The sequence below is a fragment of the Streptomyces iranensis genome (assembly GCF_017874715.1).
In the GTDB taxonomy this organism is placed as follows: Bacteria; Actinomycetota; Actinomycetes; order Streptomycetales; family Streptomycetaceae; genus Streptomyces; species Streptomyces iranensis.
Genome location: NZ_JAGGLR010000009.1, coordinates 82,065 through 105,771, shown reverse-complemented (window position 1 = coordinate 105,771; position 23,707 = coordinate 82,065). Strand labels below are relative to the sequence as shown.

The following is a 23,707-nucleotide window of genomic DNA, read 5'->3' as shown; positions in this document are numbered from 1 at the left end:
GTGTCCGGAGCGCCTCCGCTCGGGGGAGCGCCGGGGGGCAGAGCCTGTGTCATATCCCCGGTCGGATCAGCGTGCGTGCCAGGCGTCGCACGCCCGGCCGGGGATATGGCACAGGCTCTCAATAGCCTCCCGGCGTGGGGGCGTTCTGGGCTCGGTCCACGGGCAGATGCGCACCGGAGACCCCGCTCGAGGCGTCCGAGAGCAGGAACGCCACGACCTGGGCGACCTCCCGCGGGGTGACCAGTTCACCGCGTGGCAGCTCGGCCGTGAACCGGGCGTAGGCCTCGGGCTCTTCGGTGCGCATCCGGTCCCATCGCTTCCCCGGGATCAGCATGGACCCCGGTGAGACGGCGTTCACCCGGATCCCGTCCGGGCCCAGCTCGCGGGCGAGTGAGGCCGCCAGATGGATCTGGGCGGCCTTGGCCGCCCCGTACTGCGCCTGCGGCCCCGGCTTCCAGCCGGAGATGGAGGCGATCACCACCACGGAGCCGCCGCCCGCCCGGCGCAGATGCGGCACCGCGGCCTTCACCAGCCGGGCCGTATGACCGACGTTCATCTCCCAGGTCAGCGACCAGTCCTGGGAATCGGCTTCCTCGACGCCGCGGCCGCGAGCGCCACCGGCGCAGGCCACCACGCCGTCAAGACCGCTGAAACGTATCCCCGCCGCCTCCACGAACCGCTCCAGCAGCTCCGGCGCGGTGACGTCCAGCGCACTGGTGAACGGCTCCCCGTGCCCCTCGGCGCTCAGGGACGCCGTGAGGGACCGCAGATGCTCCGGGGTCCGCGCGCACGTGGCCAACCGCGCCCCGCCGGCGGCCAGGAGCCGTACGATCTGTTCACCCAGCCCCCGGGAGCCCCCGGTCACCAGGACGCGTTTGCCGTCCACACCGGACCGTTCCCCCGGGCCGGGCCGCCCCTCGCGGCCCCCGCTCACGCTTGCCACGTCCGGACCGTACAGCCCGAACCACTACGCCCGTACAACCGGACAACCCCCATGCCCTCTCGCCCACCGGCCGGTCCAACCGTTTGTCTACATGAACGGCGACCGATGGCGCTTTGCGCTGCCTTCGAAGGAGGAACCATGCCGGTAACCGGCACTCACCGCGACCGGGCCGTCTCCGTCCGTGGCAGCTGGTCCAGGCGGGTCGGGTGGGGCGTGCGCACCACCTGTCACCAGCTCAGATGCCACGCCGTCGGTCGCCAGAATGCGCTTACCCGCTCACCCGAACATCAATCACCCCATGTGCCCGTATGCCACCAGAGTCCACAGACCGATGAGGACCGTGAGGACCGACACCGTGAGCCGATCCTGTCCAGGACTGTCGCACCGGCCGGCGTCGGCCGATGAGGAGGGGGAGACGATGGGCCCGAGCCGTGGCGTCGCGGTCTCCGCGGACCGCCCGCGAACCGATCCGGTTACCGGGCGGGCCGCCGCGCCGAGACCCGCGCCGGTCGACGGCCCGGCCGGCGCGGCGATCCCCGTCCCCTGCCCCGGAGGGGAGAGGCCGGTGATCCCGCTGGACACCCGCCGGCTCTTCCGGGCGGAGTTCCCCGCCCTGCCCGACCGCGCCGCCGCGGTGCGCCGGATGGTCGCCGGGCATCTGCGCGACTGGCGGCTCGGCGCGATCGTGGACCATGTCGTCCTCGCCACCAACGAACTGTTCGCCAACGCCGTGGAGCACGGCAGCTCCGGCCCCGCCGACACCGTCACCATCACCGTCTCGCTGGAACGCTTCGGCCGTGAGCTGCGGGTGGAGGTGGCCGACGGCTCGCCCGTGGTCCCGGTCGCCCGCAGGCCGGAGCCCACCGAGGAGTCCGGGCGGGGGCTGGCCATCGTCGATGACCTGGCGGCCGACTGGGGCACCGAGCCGCCCGATCCCGGAGTCCGGGGGAAGAAGGTGTGGTTCACCCTGCCGCTGGTGGCCACCTCATGAACGCGGGGGCGCGGGGGGAGCGCCGGATGCGGGTCACCGTGGAGACCGACGCGGCCGAATGGCTGCTGGCCGCGAGCGACGACCCCGGGCGGGTGCGGCTCCAGTGGGCCAGCGGCACCGGCCTCGCCGATCTGCCGGTGGGCCCGGTCTTCGACCTGGTGCGGATGTGCGACGACATCGGCACCGCGGTGATCCAGGCGCTGCAGCGGCGCGACGCGGCGGGGCCGGTGATGCTGGCCACCGCCAGCCATGTGCTCTCCTTCCTCGTGCCGCCCGGATCCGCGGCCGAGTGGAAGGTCTGGCTGGCCGGGACGGTCTACGCCCGCCGCCGTACGGTGGCCGCGGCGGGGCCGGGCCGGGTGCTGCGCTGCCCCAGGCCCGGCTGCGTACGGCAGGGCCATGTCTGGCTGATCCGGCCCGGCGGCCCCCTCACCGACAGCCGCACCCTGCGCGCCGCCCTCCAGGAGGCCATCGACCGCCCCGGCCTCCCGGGTGTGCTGTTCCGCTGAGCGCTCCGCGGGAAGTGGCGCGAGGTGCGGTCGTTCATCCGCGGCCGCGCCGTGGCTGGTCGCCCACGCGGCGGAGGCGCACATCGACACTGCCGCGGCGGAGGCGCACGTCGACACAGCCGCGACTGAGCCGCACGTCGACACGGCCCCGCGCCCCTTCGGGGCGCGACCGAACCGCTCCGGACCTCAACGAGGCCGCTCAGGCGGCGGACTCCGGGGCGAACGCCGCGCGGTGTGCCTCGGCGAAGGCGCGGAAGGAGCGGGGAGCGCGCCCGGTGACCCGCTCGACGGTGTCCGTCGTACGGTCCTCCGCGCCGTGCCGGATGTCCTCGTCCAGCCCGGCGAGGAACGCGGCGTACTCCGGCGGCAGCCCTGTCGCCCCCAGCCTCTCGACCAACTCCCCGGTCTCCACCGCGACATGGCGGACCGGCCGCCCGGAGACCTCCGCCACGATGCGCGCCGCCTCCGGGTAACCGAGCGCCTCCGGACCGGTGATGACGTGGTCCGTGTTGTGCGGACGGTCGTCCAGCAGGGCCCGGGTGGCGACGGCGGCGATGTCCGCCGCGTCCACGAAGGCCACCCTGCCGTCCCCCGTCGCGGTGACGATCTCGCCGTCGCCGCGGACGGCCTGGGCCGCCGGATGGTCACCGGTGAAGTTCTGCATGAACCACGAGGGCCGCAGCACCGCCCACTCGGGCACGGTCCGCCGCACCAGCGTGTGCAGCGCGCCGAGGCCGGTGTCCGCCTCGTCGACCGCGGACGAGCTCAGCAGCACCGCCCGCCGTACGCCCTGGGCGACCGCCGTCTTCAGGAACGGCTCCACCACCGGCAGCGGCTCGGCCACCCCCAGGGGCGCGACGAGATAGAGCCGGTCCACGCCGCGCAGCGCCGCCGCGTGACCGTCGGGGTCGTGCCAGTCGAACCGTACGGCGCCGGCCACGCCCGCCGCGGCCGCGGCCTCGGGCCGCCGGGTGGCGGCCAGCGCCCGCGCGCCCTCCGCGCGCACCATCCGCAGCACCTTGGAGCCGGTGTTCCCGGTGGCGCCGAGGACCAGAACGGTGGGTTCAGCCATGGGTCCGGCCCTCCTCGGAACCGAAGCTCGTCTCGTCGAGCATCAGCGGATTCCAGTAGTCACGGTACGAGGCGATCTCGCCGTCGCGGACGGTGATGACGGCGACGTATCCGGGGCGGAGCGGGCGGCCGGTTCCGACGGCGACGGCGTCCATCGAGAACTCCACGATCAGCACGCCGGGGTCCTCGGTGAGATGGACGACCTCGTGCGCGACGGCGCGCAGATCGATGTGGTCGGTGTAGTCCCGCACGTATTCGCGCACGGCCTCACGCCCCTCCAGCAGGCGCGGCCGACCGGGCGGGGCGAAGGGGAACTCGATGGTGCCGTCGACGGCCCACAGATCCGCGAACCCCATCATGTCGTGGCCGAGCAGCAGCTCCTTCGCCCGCTCGAACACCTTGACGCGGTCGTCCATGACGTACCTCTCCTCAATCAGCAGGACGGGACGGTACCGTCCCGTCCGTACAGCATAGGACGAGACGGTACCGTCCTGTCCATCTGCTAACCTCGGGGTCATGCCGGAGCCCACCCGGCGCCCTCCGAGCGGCGCCGCCACCCTGCGCGCGGACAAGACCGCGGCCATCTCCGAAGCCGTCCTCGACGAGCTCGCCGAGCAGGGCTACGGCCGGTTGTCGATGGAGGCGGTGGCCAAACGGGCCGGGGTGGGCAAGAGCGCCCTGTACCGGCGGTGGCCGTCGAAGCAGCGGATGGTCATCGCGGTCGTGTCCGAGCTGAGCATCGCCCTGGTGGAGCTGCCCGACACCGGATCCCTGCGCGGCGATGTGCTGGCCGGGCTGCGCGCGGTGGCCGACTGGCTGACCCATCCGCGGTTCTCCCGCATCCTGCCGGACCTGATCGCCGAGGCGCAGCGCGACGAGGAGCTGAGCCAGGCCCTGGCCCGCTGTATCGGCGAGCCGCGGCGCGCCCGGATGACCGATGCGCTGGACCGGGCGGCCGGGCGCGGTGAGCTGCCGCCGGACCTCGACCGCGAGCTGGCGCTCGACCTGCTCGGCGGGCTGGTCTACTGGCGGGTCTCGGCCCGTGGCGCGCCCCTGGAGCCCGGCTACTTCGAGCGCGCCGCCGATATGGCGCTGCGGGCCCTGGACGCCCGGCCGCGCCGGGCCTGACGGCTGCGGCGTCCGCCGAGTGCGTGCGGGGTGCCTCCTCCGGATGGGGCCGGAGAACAGGGCATGGCGGGTCGCGGCCCCGCATCATCGCTTAGTGACGAGCGATGGTGAGCCGCCGCACGTCCTCGACCCAAGGAGCCCCCATGTCCATCGGCCTCTCCGTCCATATCGGACTCAACCAGGTCGACCCCGCGGCGTACGACGGCTGGAGCGGTGAGCTGGGCGCCTGTGAGCAGGACGCCGTGGACATGGCCGGGCTGGCCGACGCCGCGGGGTTCGATGTGACCGGCCCGCTGCTGAGCCCGGCCGCCACCGCGGAGACGGTCACCGCCACCCTGGAGGCCGCGGCCGGGCGGCTGGCCGAGGGGGACATCCTCTTCCTCACCTACTCGGGCCACGGTGGTCAGGTGCCCGACCTCAACCACGACGAGACCGGCGACCGTCTCGACGAGACGTGGGTGCTGTACGACCGTCAGCTGGTCGACGACGAGCTCTTCGAGCTGTTCGGGAAGTTCGCCAGGGGGGTGCGGATCTGGCTGCTCTCCGACAGCTGCCACAGCGGCACCGTGGCCCGGCGGCTGCCCGAGATGCTCAGCTCCCAGGAGCTCGACCGGCGCTTCAGCACCGCCGACCCCCGGGAGGTCGGCCGCAGGATCCGGGCCATGCCCCAGTCGGTGCAGGCCGCCGTCTACCGGCGCGACCGCGACGCCTACGACCGGATCCAGAACACCCGTACCGCCAAGGACCTCGCCAGGATCGACGCCAGTGTGCTGCAGATCTCCGGCTGCCAGGACAACCAGACCTCGGCCGATGGGATCGTCAACGGGCTCTTCACCGGTACCCTGCTGGAGGTCTGGCGGGGCGGTGGCTTCGCGGGCAGCTACCGCGGGCTGCACCGGGAGATCGTCAAGCGGATGCCGCCCGACCAGACGCCCAACCTCTTCCAGGCGGGTGCGCTGAACTCCGCTTTCGCCCGGCAGCGGCCCTTCACCATCTGAACCGGGATCTGAGACCGTGCCCATGTCATATCCGTATGCGGCGGCCAGCCGGGCGAGGTATGACAGTAGGAGGGCACGGCGAGCCGGTGAGGTGCCGGTATGACGACGCATGACCGTGTGGACCAGGAGGAAGAGGCGGCTATCAGCAGCATGGCGACCGGCCCGGGAGGGGTGCTCGACCTGCTGCGGGTCGCCGCCGTGGCCCTGGACGTCGAGGGGCGGATCGCCCTCTGGAGCCCCGAGGCTGAACAGCTGTTCGGTTACCGGGCGGCCGAGGCGCTGGGGCGCCGCGCGGACAAGCTGCTGGTCCACCCGAAGGACCGCCGGGCGGCCGTGGAGCTCTTCGCACGGGTACGGGCGGGCGACACCTGGGCCGGTGTCTTCCCGGTCCGCCGCCCGGACGGCTCCACCCTCGAGGTGGAGTTCCGCACCATGGGCCTGCGCGACGCCCACGGCGAGGGCTACGCCCTCGGCCTGGCCGCCGACGAGGGGACCGTACGGGGGCTGGAGACCGACCTGGCCGTCTCCGGCTTCCTGATCAGACAGTCGCCCGTGGGGCTCGCGGTGTTCGACACCGAGCTGCGCTGGCTGCTCGCCAACCCGGCCCTCCAGCAGATGAACTCGATCACCGAGTCCCAGGTGCGCGGCCGCCGCCTCGGGGAGGTGCTGCCGGGGCTCGACGTCGAGGCCATAGAGGGCGCGATGCGGCAGGTGCTGGAGTCCGGTGAGCCACTGCTGGACCAGCAGAGCGTCGGCCGGACCCCCGCCGACCCCGACCATGACCACGCCTGGTCGGAGTCGTACTACCGGCTGGAGGACCCCAGCGGCCGGATCCTGGGCATCGCCGTCTCCATCATGGACATCTCCCGGCGCCACCGGGAGACCAGCGAGATCGCCGAGGCGCGGGAGCGGCTGGCCATGATCGCCGACGCGAGCGTCCGCATCGGCACCACGCTGGACCTGCGCCAGACCGCCCAGGAACTCGCCGATGTGACCGTGCCCCGGCTCGCCGACCTCGCGGCCGTCGACGTCCTGGACTCCGTGGTGCACCGCGAGGCCACGCCCCGGGTGTGGACCGACGGCTCCGCCCGCTTCCGGGCGCTCGCCGTCGCCGCCGGGTACCCCACCGACGCCGTCCACGCGGCGGACCCGGTCGGGGAGATCGCCCGCTACGAACCCACCCGGCTGATCACCCAGTGCGTCCGCGAGGCCCGGCCGCTGCTGGTGCCGCACGTGACCGAGAAGGACGTACGGCGGATCGCCCGGGACGACGACGCAGCCAGGGTGCTGCTGCGCGAGGGAGTGCACTCGTACATCGCCGCCCCGCTGATCGCCCGCGGCAGTGTGCTCGGCACCCTCAGCCTGCACCGCACCATCAACCCCAGGCCGTTCGACGAGGAGGACCTCACCCTCGCCTGCGAACTGGCCATCCGCGCCGCCCTGTGCATCGACAACGCCCGGCTCTACGCCCGCGAACGCGACGCCGCGCTCACCCTCCAGCGCAGCCTGCTCTCCCAGCAGCCGCGCGACCTGGACGGCCTGGAGATCGCCTCCCGGTACCTGCCCGCGGTCAGCGCCGCCGGGGGCGACTGGTTCGATGTGCTGCCACTCCCGGACGGCAAGGTCGGGCTGGTGGTCGGCGATGTGATGGGCAAGGGCATCCACGCCGCGGCGATCATGGGCCAGCTGCGCACCGCCACCCGGGCCTTCTCCCGGCTCGGGCTGCCCCCGGCCAAGGTGCTGTGCCATCTCGACGAGCTCACGCCGAGCCTGGGGGAGTCCATCGCCACGTGTCTCTACGCGGTCTGCGACCCGCGCACCGGGCGGTGCGAGATGTCCACCGCCGGCCATCTGCCGCCGGTGCTGGTGCATCCCGGCGGCGACGCCGAACTCATCGACATCCCCACCGGCGCCCCGCTCGGCGTCGGCGGCGTCCCCTTCGCCTCGGTGGAGCGGGAACTGGCCGAGGGGGCGCTGCTGGCCCTGTTCACCGACGGCCTGGTGGAGAAGCGCCACCAGTCCCTCGACGTGGGGCTGCACACCCTGGTCCAGCTGCTGCGCCGCCACCAGGGCCCGCTGGAGCGGATCTGCGACCAGGTGCTGGCCGCGCTGCACGGGGCGCCGGACGACGACGTGGCCCTGCTGCTGGCCCGGCTGCGCCGCCCTCGCCTGCCGGAGAAGTCCGTGGTTACCGTGGAGAGTGGCTGAAGAAGGGCCGACCCGTCACGCACTCCGTCGATGAGATGACGTCCGCATGGCTCAGCTCGCCCGCCGCTCCGGCGTATTGATCACTCTGGTGGCCCTCGCCCTGGGGACCACGGCCTCCCTCGCCGGTGCCGCGGAGCCGATCCCCAGGCCCACCCCCAAGGTCGCCGTCATCGGCACCGGGGGCACCATCGCGGGCGTCAGCAGGACCAAGGTGTCCTTCGACGACTACCAGGCGGGCAAGCTCCCGGTGTCCCGGCTGGTGAACGACCTCCGACCCGAGGTGAACCGGCTCGCCGACGTGACCACCCAGCAGTTCGGCAACAAGGACTCCAACAACTACACGATCCCCGAGTACCGCCGGCTCACCGCCGCCGTCGACCACGCCCTGAAGTTCAACGACGGGGTCGTGGTCACCACCGGCACCGACACCATGGAGGAGTTCGCGTACTGGCTGGACCTGACCGTCCGCAGCGACAAGCCCGTGGTGCTCACCGGCGCCATGCGGCCCTGGACGGTGATCGGCTCCGACGCCCCGGCCAACCTCTACAACGCCATCCACCTCGCCGGCAGCGGCCGGACCAGCTGCTTCGGCACCGTGGTGATGCTCAACGACCAGATCCACGCCGCCCGCGAGGTGCGCAAGTCCGACACCCTGCGGCTGAACGCCTTCAGCAGCGGCAGCAGCGGAGAGCTCGGCGTTATCGACCAGAACCACATCCGCGTCAACCGCGCGCCCGCCCGGGTCGAGCAGTGCGGCAAGCCCGGCTGGAAGACCCCGTTCGACCTCGACCGGATAGCCCGGCGGCCGCTGCCGAAGGTCGACATCGCCTACAGCTACCAGGGCGCCGGGCCCCAGGCCATCAAGGCGTTCGCCGACGCCGGGGCGGCCGGGATCGTCACGGCGGGCACCGGGGCGGGCGGACTCTCCCCGGCCATGACCGAGGCCCGGGACGACGCCGCCAAGAACGGGGTGGTCATGGTCTCCGCCTCCCGCACCGGCTCCGGCGCGGTCTACGACCCCGATGTGCGCGGCGTCATCGGCGCCCAGGACCTCACCCCGCAGAAGGCCCGGCTGCTGCTGCTCCTCTCGCTGGCCACCACCCACAACGAGCACCGGATCCAGACCTGGTTCCACACCCTGGGCACCGGTCAGTTCACCGCCCGAACGTCACCGCCAGGTCGGTGAAGGCGGTGAGGCTGTCGGGGTCCTTCAGGGCATCCGGGTTCACGAGCTCATCCGCGGGGCGTCCGCGGAGGATCTGCTTCACGGGCGCCTCGAGTTTCTTCCCGGTGAGCGTTCGCGGCACCGAGGGAACGGCCAGGATGCGGTCGGGTATGTGGCGGGGGGAGAGCTGGCCCTTCAGCTCGCCCCGGATCTTGTCCTCAAGGGCGCGGTCCAGCGTCACACCGGGCGACGGAACGACGAAGACGACGAGTTCGCCGGGTCCGCCCGCCGCGTCCTCGAGGTGTACGACGATGCTGTCCGCGATCTCCGGCAGGCTCTCGACCACGGTGTAGAACTCGCTGGTGCCGAGGCGGACTCCGCCCCGGTTCAGGGTCGCGTCGGAGCGGCCCGCGATCGCGCACCCGCCGCCGGGACTGAAGATCGCCCAGTCGCCGTGCCGCCAGACACCCGGGTAGGTGTCGAAGTAGGACGACCGGTAGCGCTTGTCTCCCTCGTCGTTCCAGAACTTGACCGGCATCGACGGCATCGGCTGCCGGATGACCAGTTCACCCGGTTCGTTCACGATCTCGTTGCCCGCCGGGTCGAACGTGGTGACGTCCACGCCGAGGCACCGGCCGGCGAGCTCACCCGGCGCCACGGCCTGCCAGGGGCTGCCCGCCAGGAACGCGCCGCACACGTCCGTTCCACCGCTGATCGAGTTGGGCATGACGGCGTCGCCGAACTGTTCGTGGATCCAGTCGAACCCCTCGACGGGCAGGGGCGAACCGGTGACGCCGAGCTGACGCAGGCGGGACAGGCCGAACCGCTCGGCCGGCCGGAGGCCGTCCTTGCGGCAGGACCAGCTCCCACTGCGCCCCGAGGTCGGGCCACAGCGGATTGCCGTCGAAGAGGACGATCGCGGCGCGCCGCAGCAGAGCGGAGACGAGCGTGTTCCACATGGTCCAGGCCGTGGTGGTGAACCACAGGAACCGATCGCCGGGCCGTACGTCGAAGGAGAGGTCGTGGACCTTGAGCTGTTCCAGCAGGATGCCGCCGTGGCCGTGCACGATCGGCTTGGGCAGACCGGTGGTGCCGGAGGAGAACAGGATCCACAGCGGGTGGTCGAACGGGACCGGGACGAACGTCAAGGGCTCGCTGTCGACGAGCAGTTCGTCCCAGGCCATGGTGTCCGGCAGCGGCTCCGAGCCGTAGGGCACGTGCACGACGTGCCGGACGGACGGCAGTCCGGCCCTGATCCTGGCGACCTCCTGACGCCGGTCGATGGCCTTCGTCCCATGGTGGTAGCCACTCACGACCAGCAGAACCTCCGGGTCCACCTGGGCGAACCTGTCGACGATGCCACGGGTCCCGAACTCCGGGGCGCAGGATGTCCAGATCGCGCCCAGGCTGGCCGTGGCGAGCAGGGCCACCACCGTCTCCGGGATGTTCGGCAGATAGGCCGCGACCCGGTCGCCCGGTCCGACACCGAGGCGGCGCAGTCCGGTCCGGGCGCGGGCGACGGCGTCGCGCAGCTCGCCGAAGGTCATCTCGACGGGGCCGACCGTCTGGGACCGGGCGATGATCGCGACACGCTCCGGGGCGTCTTCGTCCCCCAGGACGTGCTCGGCGTAGTTCAGCCGGGCGCCGGGGAACCAGGACGCGCCCGGCATCTCGGCGGACACCAGGACGCTCTCATAGGGCGCGTGTGACCGGATCCCGTAGTACTCCCACACCGCCTCCCAGAAGCGGGCCACGTCCCCCACCGACCAGCGCCACAGCTCGTCGTAGTCGGCGAAGCCGCGGTTCTCGCGGGCACTTGCCCACTCGGCGAAGCGGCCGATGCCGGACGGCGGGGGTGGATGCGAGGGTCCGGCCGGTTGATGCGGGCGGGACGGTACGTGTTCGGTTTGCATGTCACCTTTCCTGCTCTGCCGCGGGTCAGACGATGGGCGGTTCCGGCAGGCGCCGGCCGCCGCGCATCGTGAACTTCGCGGGGTACTGCTGTACCGCCAGTTCGATGTTGTCCTCGGAGTCCCCGGTGATCCGGCTCCACGCCTCGCTGATGCTCTTCAGCAGGCTCTGGATGGCCTCGTCGCTGCGGCCCGCGCGGATGTGGGCGAAGATGAGCGTCTCGTCGGTCGGCGCCCCCGAACGGTAGGTGCTCTCCGGCGGCAGGTCGTGGAAGATCACGCTGATGAGGTCCATCGGCGACTTGATGACGTCGCGTACGACGGCGGTGATCTCGTCCGCCAGCTTCGCCTTGACGTCGGGGGCGAACCCGGCTCGGTTCTCGCACTGGATGACAGGCATCCGGTCCTCCGGTTCCAGGGGATGTGACGTGCTGTACGGAGAACCCTGAACGAAGAACGTGCGTCGCGCTTCTACGAGGTGGCCATGATGTGCGTCAGAGTGCCTTGTCGCCGCGATCCGCCTACGACACCGGCGGAACGTCGTACCGTCCGCCGAGCTCGGCCTCGCGGCGGAACGCGGAGGGGGACATGCCGGTCACCTGCCGGAATGATGTGCTGAAGTGCTGGAGGTGGCTGAAGCCGCAGTCGGTCGCGATGGCCGTGATGGACCTGGGGCTCATGGCCAGCAGACGTTTCGACTCCTCGATACGCAGCGACTGCACGTAACGCAACGGGCTCAGACCGACGCTCTGCTTGAAGGAACGCATGAAGTGGCGTCTGCTGAAGCCCGCCACGTACGCCAGGTCGTCGATCGTGATGCTCTTGCCGAGGTTGAGCCGGACGTATTCCTCGACTCGGTGAAGGCTCGGGGCGGGCAGACCGCCGGGCATCGCCGATGTCCGCGGAGCGACGCGGCCGGTGAGCCGGGACAGCTGAGCGAGCGACTGCATGGCCCAGCCTTCGAAGTACAGCCGGAACAGGCGGTCCGGCTGACCGGCCTGGCGTGACAGTTCCCGCAGGCTCCCCGTCATCGTCGCATGGTCGAATCCCACGACCGGACGCTTCGGCAGCGGAATCCCGCGGTCGGCCAGGAGGCCCGGCTCGAAGAGCACCACCGTGTAGTCGCAGTAGTCGTCGACGACGAATTCGCCGTCGATCTCCACGTGGGACGGGAAGAAGCAGAGACCGGAGGTCGCCGAGACCTTGGCGGCAAAGGGCCGGTCGTCAACGTTCAGCTGAAATCGCCGGACGCCATGGCGGAACCAGAACAACGCGAGCTTGGGCTGCCGGAAGCGCCACTCGATCGTGCCACTGGAGTGGCGCCGCAGCAGCTCGATTCGGGCGGAGCGGGCGTCAGCCGTGGTGGCGGACACCAGCTCGCCACCCACGTGACGGCGACTGGCGGCCGAGGCGACCGCATCGGACTTGCCACCCTCCATTCGAGGGAATGTACCACCCCACCATGGTCGACCACTCCGTGGTCTCTGAGCTCGGGCCCCGGCCGCAGCGGCGGCGGCATCGGGGTCGAGCACCGGTTTCGGAAAGGGACGGGGAGGGGTGCGACCCGCCGCAGGCGTCAAGATCCGTCGGACACCCCTCGGGGATGAGCGGCGCTGCCCCGGAAGGTGGCGCGGTAGGCGCTCGGTGACACCCCGAGGGCGGTGTGCAGATGCTGCCGCAGCGAGGCGGCGGTGCCGAACCCCGCGTCCGCCGCGATCCGGTCCACCGGCAGATCGCTCTCCTCCAGCAGCTGCCGGGCGCGCTCGAGGCGCCGCTGGGTCAGCCACTGCACCGGGGTCATCCCCACCTCGTCCCGGAACCGCCGGGAGAAGGTCCGTACGCTCATCGACTCCCGCTCGGCCAGCTCCCGCAGGGTCAGCGGACGGTCGAGCCGGGTCAGCGCCCAGGCGCGGGCCGCACCGGTGGAGCCACCGCGCCGCTCCGGCACCGGCCGCCGGATGAACTGCGCCTGGCCGCCGTCGCGATGCGGGGCCACCACCGAGGCGCGGGCCACCTCGCCCGCCACCGCCGCGCCATGGTCGCGCCGGATGATGTGGAGGACCAGATCGATACCGGCGGCGTCCCCGGCCGAGGTCAGCACCTCGCCCTCGTCCGCGTAGAGGACGTCCGGGTCGAGGGCGACGGCCGGGAACAGCTCCCGGAACCGGTCGGCCTCCTGCCAGTGGGTGGTCGCCCGGCGGCCGTCCAGCAGCCCCGCGGCCGCCAGGACGAACGCCCCCGTGCAGATCGAGGCGATCCGGGCGCCGGGGCGGATCCGGGCGAAGGCGCCGGTGAGCGGGGCGTCCAGCTTGCCCTCGGTCTGCGGTGCGTCCGGTTCGTTGGCGGCCGGGACGAGCACGGTGTCGGCCTCCGCCAGCGCCTCCGGGCCGTGTGCGACGTTCATCGTGACGTCGGAGTCCGTACGCACCTCACCGGGGACCAGCGCGCAGGTCACCACCTCGTACAGCGGCTCGCCCGCGGCCGATACGGCGCGGCCGAACAGCCGGTGCGCGATGCCCAGCTCGAACGGCAGCAGCCCGTGGCGGACCAGGACCGCCACCCGATGGCGGCCGGGGCGGATGAAGACGGACATGGCGCGATTCTCGCAGCCGCTGAGGATCCGGCCATCACTTCTTGGCGCGGCTCGGCTGCACCCGCTTCGGCTCGCCCTTCACCTTCGGATGCTCCGGCGGATACGGGAGGTCGCCCAGACCGTGCTCCCGCTCGTCCCGCGCGGCCAGCTCCAGCGCGGCCTCCAGGCGGAAGATGTGCTCGTCCATGTCCGCGTGCACATCGCCCAGCTCGCGGTAGCGCACCGGCATGGTGGCCAGATCGAAGTCGCGCGGCCGGGCGTCGGGGACCTCCTCCCAGCGCAGCGGCGCGGAGACCGGGGCATGGGGGCGGGGGCGTACCGAATAGGCGCTGGCGATGGTGCGGTCGCGGGCGGTCTGGTTGTAGTCCACGAAGATCTTCTCGCCGCGCTCCTCCTTCCACCACTTGGTGGTCACCCGCTCCGGAGCCCGCCGCTCCAGCTCCCGCGCGATCGCGATCGCGGACCGCCGCACCTGGGTGAAGGTCCACTCCGGCGCGATCGGGACGAAGACATGCAGCCCCCGGCCGCCCGAGGTCTTGGGCCACCCGCGCAGCCCCAGCTCGTCCAGCACCTCGCGCAGCTCTCCCGCGGCCCGTACCGCGTCCCCGTAGTCGGTGCCCGGCTGCGGGTCGAGGTCGATCCGCAGCTCATCGGGGTGTTCGGTGTCCCCGCGCCGCACCGGCCACGGATGGAAGGTCAGGCTGCCCAGATTCGCCGCCCACACCACGGCGGCCGTCTCGGTGGGGCAGATCTCGTCCGCGTGCCGCCCGCTGGGGAAGGAGATCCGGCCCGTCGGAATCCACTCCGGGAGGTTCTTCGGGGCCCGCTTCTGGAAGAACGACTCCCCGTCCACCCCGTCCGGATAGCGCTCCAGCGTCGTCGGCCGGTCCCGCAGCGCCCGCAGCGCGCCCTCGCCGACCGCCAGGTAGTAGCGGGCGAGGTCCAGCTTGGTGAACCCGCGCTCCGGGAAGTACACCTTCCCGGGGTTGGTCACCCGCACCGTGCGACCGCCGACCGTGAGCTCCACCGACTCTCCCATACGGACACGCTAGGCCCGCCCGCGCGGGGCCGCCTCCCGGCGGGCGCCCGGCCCGCCACAGGAGCACAATCGGACGTCATGGACCTTCCGGTGATGCCTCCCGTCGAGCCGATGCTGGCCAAGGCCGTGGCCACCATCCCGCCCGGGATGGTCTACGAGGGCAAATGGGACGGCTTCCGGGCCATCGTCTTCCGCGACGGGGACGAGATCGAGGTCAGCAGCCGCACCACCAAGCCGCTCACCCGCTACTTCCCCGAACTGGCCGAGGCGCTGCTCGCCAACCTCCCGCCGCGCTGCGTCCTGGACGGCGAGATCGTCATCGTGCGGGAGGGGCGGCTGGACTTCGACGCCCTCCTGGAGCGGATCCACCCCGCCGACTCCCGGGTGCGGATGCTGGCGGAGCACACCCCGGCCAGCTTTGTCGCCTTCGACCTCCTCGCCCTCGGCGACGCCTCGCTGCTGGACACCCCGCAGAGCGAGCGCCGCGCGGCCCTCACCGAGGCGCTGCGCCACGCCGAGGATCCGGTGCACCTGGCCCCCTGCACCGACGATCTCGAGGTGGCCCGGCAGTGGTTCGAGAGTTACGAGGGGGCGGGGCTCGACGGCGTGGTGGCCAAGAGCCCCGACCTCCGCTACCGCCCGGGTGAACGCGTGATGGTCAAGGTCAAGCACGAGCGCACGGCGGACTGTGTGGTGGCCGGGTACCGCGTCCACAAGTCCGGCCAGGGCATCGGCTCCCTGCTGCTCGGCCTGTACGACGACACCGGCCGCCTCCAGCACGTGGGCGTCAGCGCCGCCTTCTCCGCGCGCCGCCGCCAGGAGCTGCTGGCCGAGCTGGAGCCGCTGCGCATGGCGACCGTCGAGGGCCACCCGTGGGCCGACTGGGCGCGCGAGGAGGCCCATGCCGAGGGCCGGATGCCGGGCGCGCCCAGTCGCTGGACCGGGGTCAAGGATCTGTCGTGGGTGCCGCTGCGCCCGGAGCGGGTGTGCGAGGTGGCCTACGACCACATGCAGAGCCGCCGCTTCCGGCACACCGCCCGCTTCCGCCGCTGGCGGCCGGACCGGGAGCCCCCGCAGTGCACTTACGACCAGCTGGAGGAGCCGGTCTCCTACGATCTGGGGCAGGTGCTGGGCTCGCCCCCGGGGCCGTAGCGGATCCGTAGCGGAGGACTACCTCTGACCTGCTTGGCCGCCATGCGTCACCGCTTGCCGCCCCGGGCCGGGCGTTTGGCCATCCGTACGAACCAGTCGCGCGCCGCCTCGGCGGCCTGCTCCAGGGTGCCGGGCTCCTCGAAGAGATGGCTCGCCCCGGGCACCACATGGATCTCCTGCGGGGCGGCGAGCATGGCGGCCGCCTGCTGGTTGAGCCGCAGCACCTCGTGGTCGTCACCGCCCACGATGAGCAGCACCGGCGCCCGCACCCGGTTCAGCGCGCCGCCCGCGAGATCGGGCCGACCGCCGCGGGAGACCACGGCCGCCACCCGCTCCGGCCGCTCCGCGGCGGCCGTCAGCGCCGCCGCCGCGCCCGTACTGGCGCCGAACAGCCCCACCGGCAGCCCGGAGGTGGCCGGGTGCCCGTCGAGCCAGTTCACGGCGGCCCCCAGCCGGCGGCCCAGCAGCGGGATGTCGAAGCGCAGTTCGGCGGTGATCGCGTCCACCCGCTCCTCGGCCTCGGTGAGCAGATCGAACAGCAGGGTGGCCAGATCCGCGTCCTGCAGCACCCGGGCCACCGCGCGGTTGCGCGGGCTGTGCCGGGAGCTGCCGCTGCCGTGGGCGAACGCGACGACGCCGATGGGCTGCTCGGGAAGGGCCAGATCGCCCACGAGCATGGCGTCGTCCGCGGCGATACGGGCGGTCTCGGAGCGCATCGGCCACCTCCTGCCGGGGGTTGCGCGGGTTGGTGCTGCCGCTGGCGGACGGGCTGCCGCTGGGCGACGGGCTGTCGCTGTCGCTAGGCGTAGGCCATGAGCCCTTGCCGCAGCTCGCTGTAGAGCCGGGAGAGCCTGCGGGATATGTGCATTTGGGAGAAGCCCAGGATCTCACCGATCTGGCTCTGCGAAAGCCCCGCGAAGAACCTCAGATAGAGCACGTAACGGTCCTGCTCCGACAGCTCGGCGATCAGCACCCGCAGCGCCTCACGGTTGACGACGCGTTCGATCGCGGCGTCGTCCGCGCCCACCGTCTCGGCGAGCAGCCGCTCCTCGGCGCCCTGGACGGCGGCGTTGAGGGAGAGCGGGGTGCAGGAGGCGCTGGCCTCCAGACCGGCCTTCACATCCTCCTGGGCCATACCGGTGCGCAGACAGATCTCGTGGATGGTGGGGGTGCGCCCGCCGAGCTCCTGCTCCAGCGCGTCGCGCGCGGAGCGGGTGCGGGAGCGGACCTCCTGGATGTTGCGGGGGATGTGCAGGGTCCACAGATAGTCGCGGAAGTGGCGCTTGAGCTCGCCCGTGATGACGGGGATCGCATAGGAGGGGAAGGCGTGGCCGAGGTCGGGGTCGTAGCGGTCGACGGCCTTCACCAGGGCCAGCGAGGCGACCTGGGTGAGGTCCTCCATGTTCTCGCCCTTGTTGCGGAAGCGCAGCGCCAGGCGTTTGGCGACGGGCAGCCAGGCGCAGATGATCGACTCGCGCAGCGCGTCGCGTTCGGGCCCGGACGGGAGCCGGGACAGACGCAGGAAGGCACCGCCGGTGTCGGGAGTGTCGTCATGGCGTCGTTGGCGAGTCGCGGTTGCTGACATGGTCACTCGCCTCCGTGGTCCGATGTCACGGCGGTCGCCACCAGATTCGCATGGGCCCTGACACCTCGCAATTCGACCAAATTGGTGATGGTGTGAGCGCTTTTGGGTGGTATGCGGGTTTCAGGTGCTTCGTTCCGGCCGTGGCGGGGTATCCACACGGGATGAACGCACGCCTTCGTCTCGCCCAGCAGCCCGAGGCGGACGCCCTGCTCGAGCGCGATCCCCTGGCCCTGATGATCGGGATGCTGCTCGATCAGCAGGTGCCCATGGAATGGGCGTTCTCCGGTCCGTACACCATCGCGCGGCGCCTGGGCGGGGACGACCTGGACGCCCAGGAGATCGCCGCCCACGACCCCGAGGGGTTCGCGGCGCTGCTGTCGGAGAAGCCCGCCGTGCATCGCTACCCGGGCTCGATGGCGGGGCGTATCCAGCAGCTGTGCCGGTATCTGGCCGAGCGCTACGGGGGCGACCCGACCGCCCTGTGGCGCGAAGTCTCCTCGGGTCAGGAGCTGCTCCGGCGGCTGAACGAGCTGCCCGGCTTCGGCAAGCAGAAGGCGCAGATCTTCCTCGCGCTGCTGGGGAAGCGGATGGGGGTGCGGCCGGAGGGCTGGCGCGAGGCGGCCGGGGCGTACGGCGAGGAGGGCGCGTATCGCTCGGTGGCCGACATCACCGGGCCCGAGTCGCTGGACAAGGTCCGCGCCCACAAGCAGGAGCTCAAGCGGCAGGCGAAGCAGACGGAGCAGGCGAAGGGCGGCACCTGAGGCGCTGAGGCGGGGCGTTCAATTCGATTCGGTGCGGGCGGGGTTTTTCAGGCGGTGCCCAGTGAGTCCCGCAGGGTGTCCACGGCCAGGGTGAGCGCCGCCCGTGCGGCCCGGGTGTCGCGCAGCGCGTCCAGCATCAGGAAGTCATGGATGATCCCCTGCATCCGCAGGGCGGTGACCGGCACCCCTGCCTCCCGCAGCTTGGCCGCGTACGCCTCGCCCTCGTCGCGCAGCACATCCGCCTCGCCGGTGATGACCAGGGCGGGCGGCAGCCCGGCGAGCTGGTCGGGGGTGGCGCGCAGCGGGGAGGCGGTGATCTCGGAGCGCTGCGCCGGGTCGGTGGTGTACTGGTCCCAGAACCACTTCATCGCCTCACGGGTGAGGAAGTAGCCCTCGGCGAACTGCTCGTAGGAGCCGGTGTCGAAGGCGGCGTCGGTCACCGGGTAGAAGAGCACCTGCCGCACCAGCGGCAGATCGCCGCGCTCCTTGGCGAGCAGGGTGAGGGCGATGGCCATGTTGCCGCCCACCGAGTCCCCGACCACCGCGATCCGGGAGGCGTCGAGCCCCGCGCCCTCGCCGTGGGCCACGATCCACTGGCCCACCGCGTAGCTCTGCTCCACCGCCACCGGGTAGTGGGCCTCGGGGGAGAGGTCGTACTCGGGGAAGACGACCGCGGCGCCCACCCGGACGGCCAGCTCCCGGACCAGTCGGTCATGGGTGTGGGCGTTGCCGAACACCCAGCCCGCGCCGTGGATGTAGAGGATCGCCGGGAGGGTGCCGACGGCCTTCGGAGGGCGTACGATCCGTGCCCTGACGCCGCCCGCCGGGACGCCCCCGACGCTGATCCACTCCTCGTCCACCTCGGGTTTGGGCATCTCGCCGGACTGCACCTCGTCGAGCGTTCGACGGCCCTCGGCGGGCGTCACCTGATACGGATACGGCGGTTTGGCGGTGGCCTCGGCGAACGCCGCGGCGGCGGGTTCGAGGACGGGGCGGGCCGGAGCGGTGGTGGCCATCTGTTCTCTCCTTCGCCGGTCCGGTTCCCGTCCGACGATCTCACCCCGGCCGCCGCGGCACCCACCGCTGTTACGCCACCCGGGCGCTCACCGAGCCGGTGCGCTCACCGGCTCGGCGAGCGCACTGGGTCGACGGCCTCATCGGGTCGACGGCCTCACCGGGTCAAGGGGCCGGGCGCCGGTGAGGGGTCCGGGACCGGATCCGGGCCCGGCGGCTTGGGCACCGGGTCGGGGGACGGCTCCGGAGTGGGGCCGGGGGTGGGGCTCGGCGGCGGCTCGGGCGGGGGAGTGGGAATCGGGTCGGGCGGCGGACCCGGGGGCGGTCCGGGCACGGGGCCCGGTGCCGGACCCGGTTCGGGCCCGCCCGGACCGGGCGACGGGGTCGGAGACGGCGGCCCGGGATCTCGCAGCGTCGGGTGGATGTGGGTCGGGTCGGTCTGCCGTGCCACGGTGTCCTCCAAAGCTCTTGGGCTGGTGGCCACGTCACTTCCGGGGCGGGTGCCCCGGTCCCCTGGGATGTACGCATGGTCGCGGCGGTCGCTGTCGCCATGCGACGTCTTCCTGATCCGGATCCGGGAAATCCAGACCATCGCTCACCCACATCGTACGTACGACGGGTGCGCGGACCGCGCATGATCTGCGCGGCTCACGCGCGATGGGCGGGGGCTGCTCGTCCTCGACGACGCGGGTCACTGCGGGTCACTCGTCCTCGACGACCGTGACCTCGACCCCCTGGGCGCGTAGTGCCCGGATCTCCTCGGGGTCCGCGTCGCCGTCGGTCACCAGTGTCCAGCCGGGCGGCATCCGTACCCAGGTGTGGAAGGGGCGGCGGCCGATCTTCGCCGAGTGGGCCAGGACGTACACCGCCTCCGCTCGGCGGGCCATCAGCTCCTTCAGCCGGGTCTGGCGCAGATCCGCCTCGCAGATGCCGTGTTCGGCCGTCACCCCGTCGGCGCCCAGGAAGACCCGGTCGAAGGTCATGCGCTCCAGGGCGGCCTCGGCCAGCGGGCCGAGGAAGCTCTGGCTCAGCGGGCGGAGCGTACCGCCGAGGCATTCCACCTGCACGGTCTCCACATCGGCGAGCTCCTGCAGCGCGGTGAGCCCGGTCGTGGCGACCGTGAGCCCCTCGGCGGTGCGCAGTTCATGCGCGAGGGCGCCGACGGTCGAACCGGCGTCGAGCAGCACCGTCTCCCCGGCGCGCACCGTCGACGCCGCCCAGAGCGCGATGGCCCGCTTCGCCTCGAACGCCTCGCCCGTGCGCTGGCGCAGCGACGCCTCCGGGTGGGCCACCAGGGCCATCGCCCCGCCGTACGTCCGCGCCAGCCGACCGTCCGCCGTGAGCTGGGCGAGGTCGCGGCGGATGGTGGAGGCGGTGACCCCGAAGGTACGGGACAGCTCCTCCACGCTGGTCAGCCCCGTGGTCGTGGCCAGGTGGACGATCTGGTCGCGCCGGGCTCGCGCTCCGTTCACCGGCATGTCTTTCGCGTTCTTCACCGTGGACTCGGCCTCGCGTTCCTCGACGTGGCCCTCCGCGTCAGCGGGCGGGGGACGGCGACATCTCGGCGGCCTGCCGCAGCGCCTCGATCATGCTACCGGCGTCGGCCGTGCCCGTACCCGCGATGTCGAAGGCGGTGCCGTGGTCGACGGAGGTGCGGATGACGGGCAGGCCGACGGTCAGGTTGACCCCGGCCTCCAGGCCCAGCACCTTGACCGGGCCGTGCCCCTGATCGTGGTACATCGCCACGATCAGGTCGTAGTCCCCGCGCCCGGCCAGGAAGAAGGCGGTGTCGGCGGGGAGCGGGCCGCGGGCGTCGATGCCGTCCGCGCGCAGCACCTCCAGCGCGGGCACGATCTTCTCCTCCTCCTCGCCGTGGCCGAACAGGCCGTTCTCACCGGCGTGCGGATTGATCCCGCACACCCCGATGACGGGTTCGGGGGTGCCGGCGCGGACCATCGCCTCATGGCCGCGGCGCACGGTGCGCTCGACCAGGCCGGGCTCGATCTTCCGCACCGCGTCGATGAGCCCGATGTGGGTGGTGACGTGGATGACCTTCACCGTGGGGGTGGCCAGCATCATCGACACCTCCTCGACCCCGGTGAGATGGGCCAGCAGCTCGGTGTGGCCGGGGAAGACATGGCCGCCCGCGTGCAGCGCCTTCTTGTTGAGCGGCGCGGTGCAGATGCCTTGCACCTGACCGTTCATGGCGAGTTCGGCGGCGGTCCGTATGTACTGGTACGCCGCGTCCCCGGCCACCGGGGAGAGCTCGCCCCAGGGCAGATCGGCGGGGAGCAGCCCGAGGTCGATGACGTTGATCCGGCCCGGGGTGAACACCGACTCGCCGGGCGCGGTCACCGTGACGACCTCGCACGCGATGTCGCGCAGCCGGGCGGCCCGCCGCAGCCGCTCCGCGTCCCCGATGACCACCGGACGGCAGCGCCGCAGGGTGTCCGGGTCGAGCAGCGCGGGGACGACCACCTCGGGTCCGATGCCGGTGCCGTCGCCCATGGTGACCGCGATCAGCGGAAGCGGGGCGGGACCGGTGTCCGCACCAGCGGCCCCGGTGGGGGCGAGGTGGGGGGAGGAGTTCATGAGGTGACCTTCCGTTCGGTCGAGTGGGGGCGCAGCGCCTGGACGATGTGGCGCAGGGAGTCGGGGTCGCCGAAGCTGCCCGGTCGGGTCACGACGGATCGCCCGTCGGGGGTGCGGAGATGGACGGCGCCGTGGTGCACCTGGCCGACCGGGTCGAGCTCGGTCACCGCCAGGGCGTCCAGCACCCGGCGCGCCGTCTCGCCGCCGGTCAGCACGAGGTCGACGGCCCCGTCGTGCGCGGCGACGGCCGCGCCGACGGCCCGAGCAAGCCCGAGCACCAGCCGCCGCCCGGACACGGGCTCGGCGACCGGCCGGGGGGAGGGGAGGGGCACCGCCTCGTACGCGGGTGCCGGGCCCGGGGGCTTGGGCGAGGCGCCGAGGGAGACGACGGTGACGGCGGCGGTCAGCGCGGGCAGCCGCACCGTGGGCCCGTCCGCCAACAGCCCCGCAAGCGGAAGCCGCTGGTGGCGTGCCCCGTCCTCGACCAGCCGCCGGACCTGTTCAACGGCGGCGGGCTCGGCCGTACCCACGACGACCAGCACCGGCCGCCCGGTGTACGCCGAGGGCGAGGCCGGGTCGGGGTCGGCCGCGGTGTTCGCCGGGCGCCCGGTGCTGGTCGTCGCCGGTGGCGCGAGGGCCGGAGCCCTGGTGATGACGGCGGCGCCCCGGCCCAAGTCGTCCGAGCCAGCCGAGCCCCCGACGGCGGTGGCAGCCGAACCTGCGGCGTCAGCGCCGACCAGTCCCGCGGCGTCCGGACGCCCAGCGGCCTCCACGTCCGGGCTCGTGGCACCTGGTGTGGTCGGGCTTGTGGCACCTGGTGCGGCTGGGCTCGTGGTGCCTGGTGCGGCTGGGTTCGTGGTGCCTGGTGCGGCTGGGTTCGTGGCGGCCGGTGCGGCCGGGTCCGTGGCACCTGGTGTGGCTGGGTTCGTGGTGCCTGGTGCGGCCGGGTCCGTGGCACCTGGTGTGGCTGGGCTTGTGGCACCCGGCGTGGTCGGGTTCGTGGTGCCTGGTGTGGCTGGGCTCGTGGCGCCTGGTGTGGTCGGGTTCGTGGCACCCGGTTCAGCCGGACCTGTGGCACCCGGCGCGGCCGGGCCCGCGGCAACCGGTGCGGCCGGGCCCATGGCACCTTGCGCGGCCGGATCCGTAGCATCCGGTGCGGTCCGCGCCCCCGTGGCCGGGAAGGGCGTCGCCAGGTGGCGGCCCACGGCCAGGGCCAGGCCGCCCGAGCCGACCAGTCGCATCCCGGGGCCGTCCGCCAGCGCTGCCTCGACGATCGCGTCGAGATCCGCGTCCGTTTCCGCGTCGCAGATGGCCACCAGTCCCGCCGTCGCGGTCGCGCGCAGGGCGGTGAGCAGGGTGGGGCAGGAGGACCGTACGGTTGTGAGCGGGATCAGCGCGGTGGGCAGGCCGCCCAGCGCATGGGCCACCGAGACGGGCGGGGGGACGGCCTCGGCGCGCCATGCGTCGCCCTCGTGGAGCGGCACTCCGCCGATGTGCACCACCCCCGAGCGCACCACGCGCCCGGCGATCGGCAGCGCGGGGGCGAGCACCACCCCCGCACCGTCCTCCGCGAGCGCGGCGATCTCGGCGGCGACATTGCCCCGCAGCAGCGAGTCGATCTTCTTCAGGACGAAGGTGTCCAGCGCTTCCAAGGCGCCCGGGGCGCCCGGGGCGTCCAAAGCGTCCGGGGCGGCCCTGTCCGGCCAGGACATCCGCAGTGCCCCGCGGACCGCCTCCGCCGCCTCCGCGGCCGGGCGGTAGCGGGAGTCCAGGTCCAGGACGGTCGCCTCGCCGATATGACGGGGGCGAAGGGCCGTTGCCATGCCGTCAGTGCCCGGCCCCCCGAAGAGCAGCACCCGACTGCGTGTTGTGCGCGAGCAAACCGCGGCCGCCACCTCCGCGGCGCCCGACAGGTCATCCGCGATGGCCAGCAGTCTCCGGCTGGGTGTCATGTCCACCGGTACCTCCTCGAATGACCATGACAGGCGGAGCGGCCCAATGCCGTGGGCATCGTCTCCGTGGCCCCGATGATGGCATACGTTGCGCGA

Annotated in this window: 23 protein-coding genes; 8 read left to right on the top strand and 15 right to left on the bottom strand. The window is 72.6% G+C overall.

Annotation, left to right across the window (positions count from 1 at the left end; genetic code table 11):
• Positions 1–118 precede the first annotated feature (118 nt).
• Positions 119–934, bottom strand: a complete 816-nt coding sequence (locus J2Z30_RS17940; protein ID WP_044568105.1) for an SDR family NAD(P)-dependent oxidoreductase — start codon at positions 932–934, stop codon at positions 119–121.
• A gap of 574 nt (positions 935–1,508) precedes the next feature.
• On the opposite strand from J2Z30_RS17940, the gene J2Z30_RS49690 reads away from it, so the two are divergent.
• A complete protein-coding gene (locus J2Z30_RS49690; RefSeq protein WP_308279952.1) occupies positions 1,509–1,934 on the top strand; it encodes an ATP-binding protein in 426 nt (141 codons plus the stop codon).
• Positions 1,935–1,960: 26 nt separating this feature from the next.
• Positions 1,961–2,443 (top strand): hypothetical protein, encoded by a 483-nt coding sequence (locus J2Z30_RS17930; RefSeq protein WP_245388133.1) that lies wholly within the window; start codon positions 1,961–1,963, stop codon positions 2,441–2,443.
• A gap of 199 nt (positions 2,444–2,642) precedes the next feature.
• On the opposite strand, the gene J2Z30_RS17925 is transcribed toward J2Z30_RS17930, so the two are convergent.
• Together J2Z30_RS17925 and J2Z30_RS17920 are read right to left on the bottom strand one after the other, a co-directional pair.
• On the bottom strand, positions 2,643–3,515 hold the full coding sequence (locus J2Z30_RS17925) for an NmrA family NAD(P)-binding protein (protein WP_044568102.1): 873 nt from the start codon (positions 3,513–3,515) through the stop codon (positions 2,643–2,645).
• Positions 3,508–3,930 carry a nuclear transport factor 2 family protein gene (locus tag J2Z30_RS17920; protein WP_044568100.1) on the bottom strand — a complete coding sequence of 141 codons (423 nt, stop codon included), beginning with the start codon at positions 3,928–3,930 and terminating at the stop codon, positions 3,508–3,510. The genes J2Z30_RS17925 and J2Z30_RS17920 overlap by 8 nt, the downstream gene beginning before the upstream one ends.
• Positions 3,931–4,030: 100 nt before the next feature.
• On the opposite strand from J2Z30_RS17920, the gene J2Z30_RS17915 reads away from it, so the two are divergent.
• The 4 genes from J2Z30_RS17915 (at position 4,031) to J2Z30_RS17900 (ending at position 9,034) form a co-directional block, all read left to right on the top strand.
• Entirely contained in the window at positions 4,031–4,642 is a 612-nt protein-coding gene (locus tag J2Z30_RS17915) for a TetR/AcrR family transcriptional regulator (protein WP_044568098.1), read from the top strand.
• A 143-nt stretch (positions 4,643–4,785) separates the two neighbouring features.
• Positions 4,786–5,640, top strand: a complete 855-nt coding sequence (locus J2Z30_RS17910; protein WP_044568096.1) for a caspase family protein — start codon at positions 4,786–4,788, stop codon at positions 5,638–5,640.
• Positions 5,641–5,739: 99 nt separating this feature from the next.
• Positions 5,740–7,848, top strand: coding sequence for a SpoIIE family protein phosphatase (locus tag J2Z30_RS17905; protein WP_245388132.1), 2,109 nt, complete (start codon positions 5,740–5,742; stop codon positions 7,846–7,848).
• A 46-nt stretch (positions 7,849–7,894) separates the two neighbouring features.
• The gene (locus J2Z30_RS17900; RefSeq protein WP_044568095.1) at positions 7,895–9,034 is read left to right on the top strand and encodes an asparaginase; all 1,140 of its coding nucleotides are present in this window, start codon (positions 7,895–7,897) and stop codon (positions 9,032–9,034) included.
• Here the strand turns inward: J2Z30_RS17900 and J2Z30_RS51695 are convergent.
• The 6 genes from J2Z30_RS51695 to ligD form a co-directional block, all read right to left on the bottom strand.
• The gene (locus J2Z30_RS51695; RefSeq protein WP_345660840.1) at positions 9,003–9,710 is read right to left on the bottom strand and encodes an AMP-binding enzyme; all 708 of its coding nucleotides are present in this window, start codon (positions 9,708–9,710) and stop codon (positions 9,003–9,005) included. The genes J2Z30_RS17900 and J2Z30_RS51695 overlap by 32 nt on opposite strands.
• Complete coding sequence (locus tag J2Z30_RS17895; RefSeq protein ID WP_281062718.1) at positions 9,658–10,926, bottom strand: AMP-binding protein; 1,269 nt, start codon at positions 10,924–10,926, stop codon at positions 9,658–9,660. The genes J2Z30_RS51695 and J2Z30_RS17895 overlap by 53 nt, the downstream gene beginning before the upstream one ends.
• A gap of 25 nt (positions 10,927–10,951) precedes the next feature.
• Entirely contained in the window at positions 10,952–11,323 is a 372-nt protein-coding gene (locus J2Z30_RS17890) for a tautomerase family protein (RefSeq protein ID WP_044568094.1), read from the bottom strand.
• A gap of 121 nt (positions 11,324–11,444) precedes the next feature.
• Positions 11,445–12,362: a helix-turn-helix domain-containing protein gene (locus J2Z30_RS17885; protein ID WP_044568093.1), complete on the bottom strand. Its 918-nt coding sequence runs from the start codon at positions 12,360–12,362 to the stop codon at positions 11,445–11,447.
• Between the two features lie 137 nt (positions 12,363–12,499).
• Entirely contained in the window at positions 12,500–13,516 is a 1,017-nt protein-coding gene (locus J2Z30_RS17880) for a GlxA family transcriptional regulator (protein ID WP_044568092.1), read from the bottom strand.
• A 34-nt stretch (positions 13,517–13,550) separates the two neighbouring features.
• A complete protein-coding gene (ligD, locus tag J2Z30_RS17875; RefSeq protein ID WP_044568091.1) occupies positions 13,551–14,555 on the bottom strand; it encodes a non-homologous end-joining DNA ligase in 1,005 nt (334 codons plus the stop codon).
• A 78-nt stretch (positions 14,556–14,633) separates the two neighbouring features.
• Here ligD and J2Z30_RS17870 point away from each other — a divergent pair, with 78 nt between their 5' ends.
• On the top strand, positions 14,634–15,707 hold the full coding sequence (locus J2Z30_RS17870) for an ATP-dependent DNA ligase (RefSeq protein WP_044568089.1): 1,074 nt from the start codon (positions 14,634–14,636) through the stop codon (positions 15,705–15,707).
• Between the two features lie 47 nt (positions 15,708–15,754).
• Here the strand turns inward: J2Z30_RS17870 and J2Z30_RS17865 are convergent, their stop codons facing one another.
• Positions 15,755–16,423 (bottom strand): dienelactone hydrolase family protein, encoded by a 669-nt coding sequence (locus J2Z30_RS17865; protein ID WP_044568087.1) that lies wholly within the window; start codon positions 16,421–16,423, stop codon positions 15,755–15,757.
• An 83-nt stretch (positions 16,424–16,506) separates the two neighbouring features.
• Entirely contained in the window at positions 16,507–17,292 is a 786-nt protein-coding gene (locus J2Z30_RS17860) for a SigB/SigF/SigG family RNA polymerase sigma factor (RefSeq protein WP_044568086.1), read from the bottom strand.
• A 161-nt stretch (positions 17,293–17,453) separates the two neighbouring features.
• Here J2Z30_RS17860 and J2Z30_RS17855 point away from each other — a divergent pair, with 161 nt between their 5' ends.
• Complete coding sequence (locus J2Z30_RS17855) at positions 17,454–18,053, top strand: HhH-GPD-type base excision DNA repair protein (protein WP_044568085.1); 600 nt, start codon at positions 17,454–17,456, stop codon at positions 18,051–18,053.
• A gap of 47 nt (positions 18,054–18,100) precedes the next feature.
• Here the strand turns inward: J2Z30_RS17855 and J2Z30_RS17850 are convergent, their stop codons facing one another.
• From J2Z30_RS17850 to J2Z30_RS49680, 4 genes are all read right to left on the bottom strand, one after another.
• A complete protein-coding gene (locus J2Z30_RS17850) occupies positions 18,101–19,069 on the bottom strand; it encodes an alpha/beta hydrolase (RefSeq protein WP_044568084.1) in 969 nt (322 codons plus the stop codon).
• A 699-nt stretch (positions 19,070–19,768) separates the two neighbouring features.
• Positions 19,769–20,545, bottom strand: coding sequence for a DeoR/GlpR family DNA-binding transcription regulator (locus J2Z30_RS17845; RefSeq protein ID WP_044580984.1), 777 nt, complete (start codon positions 20,543–20,545; stop codon positions 19,769–19,771).
• Between the two features lie 58 nt (positions 20,546–20,603).
• Positions 20,604–21,659, bottom strand: coding sequence for a 4-hydroxythreonine-4-phosphate dehydrogenase PdxA (gene pdxA / locus J2Z30_RS17840; protein ID WP_107073251.1), 1,056 nt, complete (start codon positions 21,657–21,659; stop codon positions 20,604–20,606).
• Positions 21,656–23,611: a four-carbon acid sugar kinase family protein gene (locus tag J2Z30_RS49680; RefSeq protein ID WP_245388159.1), complete on the bottom strand. Its 1,956-nt coding sequence runs from the start codon at positions 23,609–23,611 to the stop codon at positions 21,656–21,658. Before J2Z30_RS49680 ends, pdxA begins: the two co-directional genes overlap by 4 nt.
• Between the last annotated feature and the right edge of the window lie 96 nt (positions 23,612–23,707).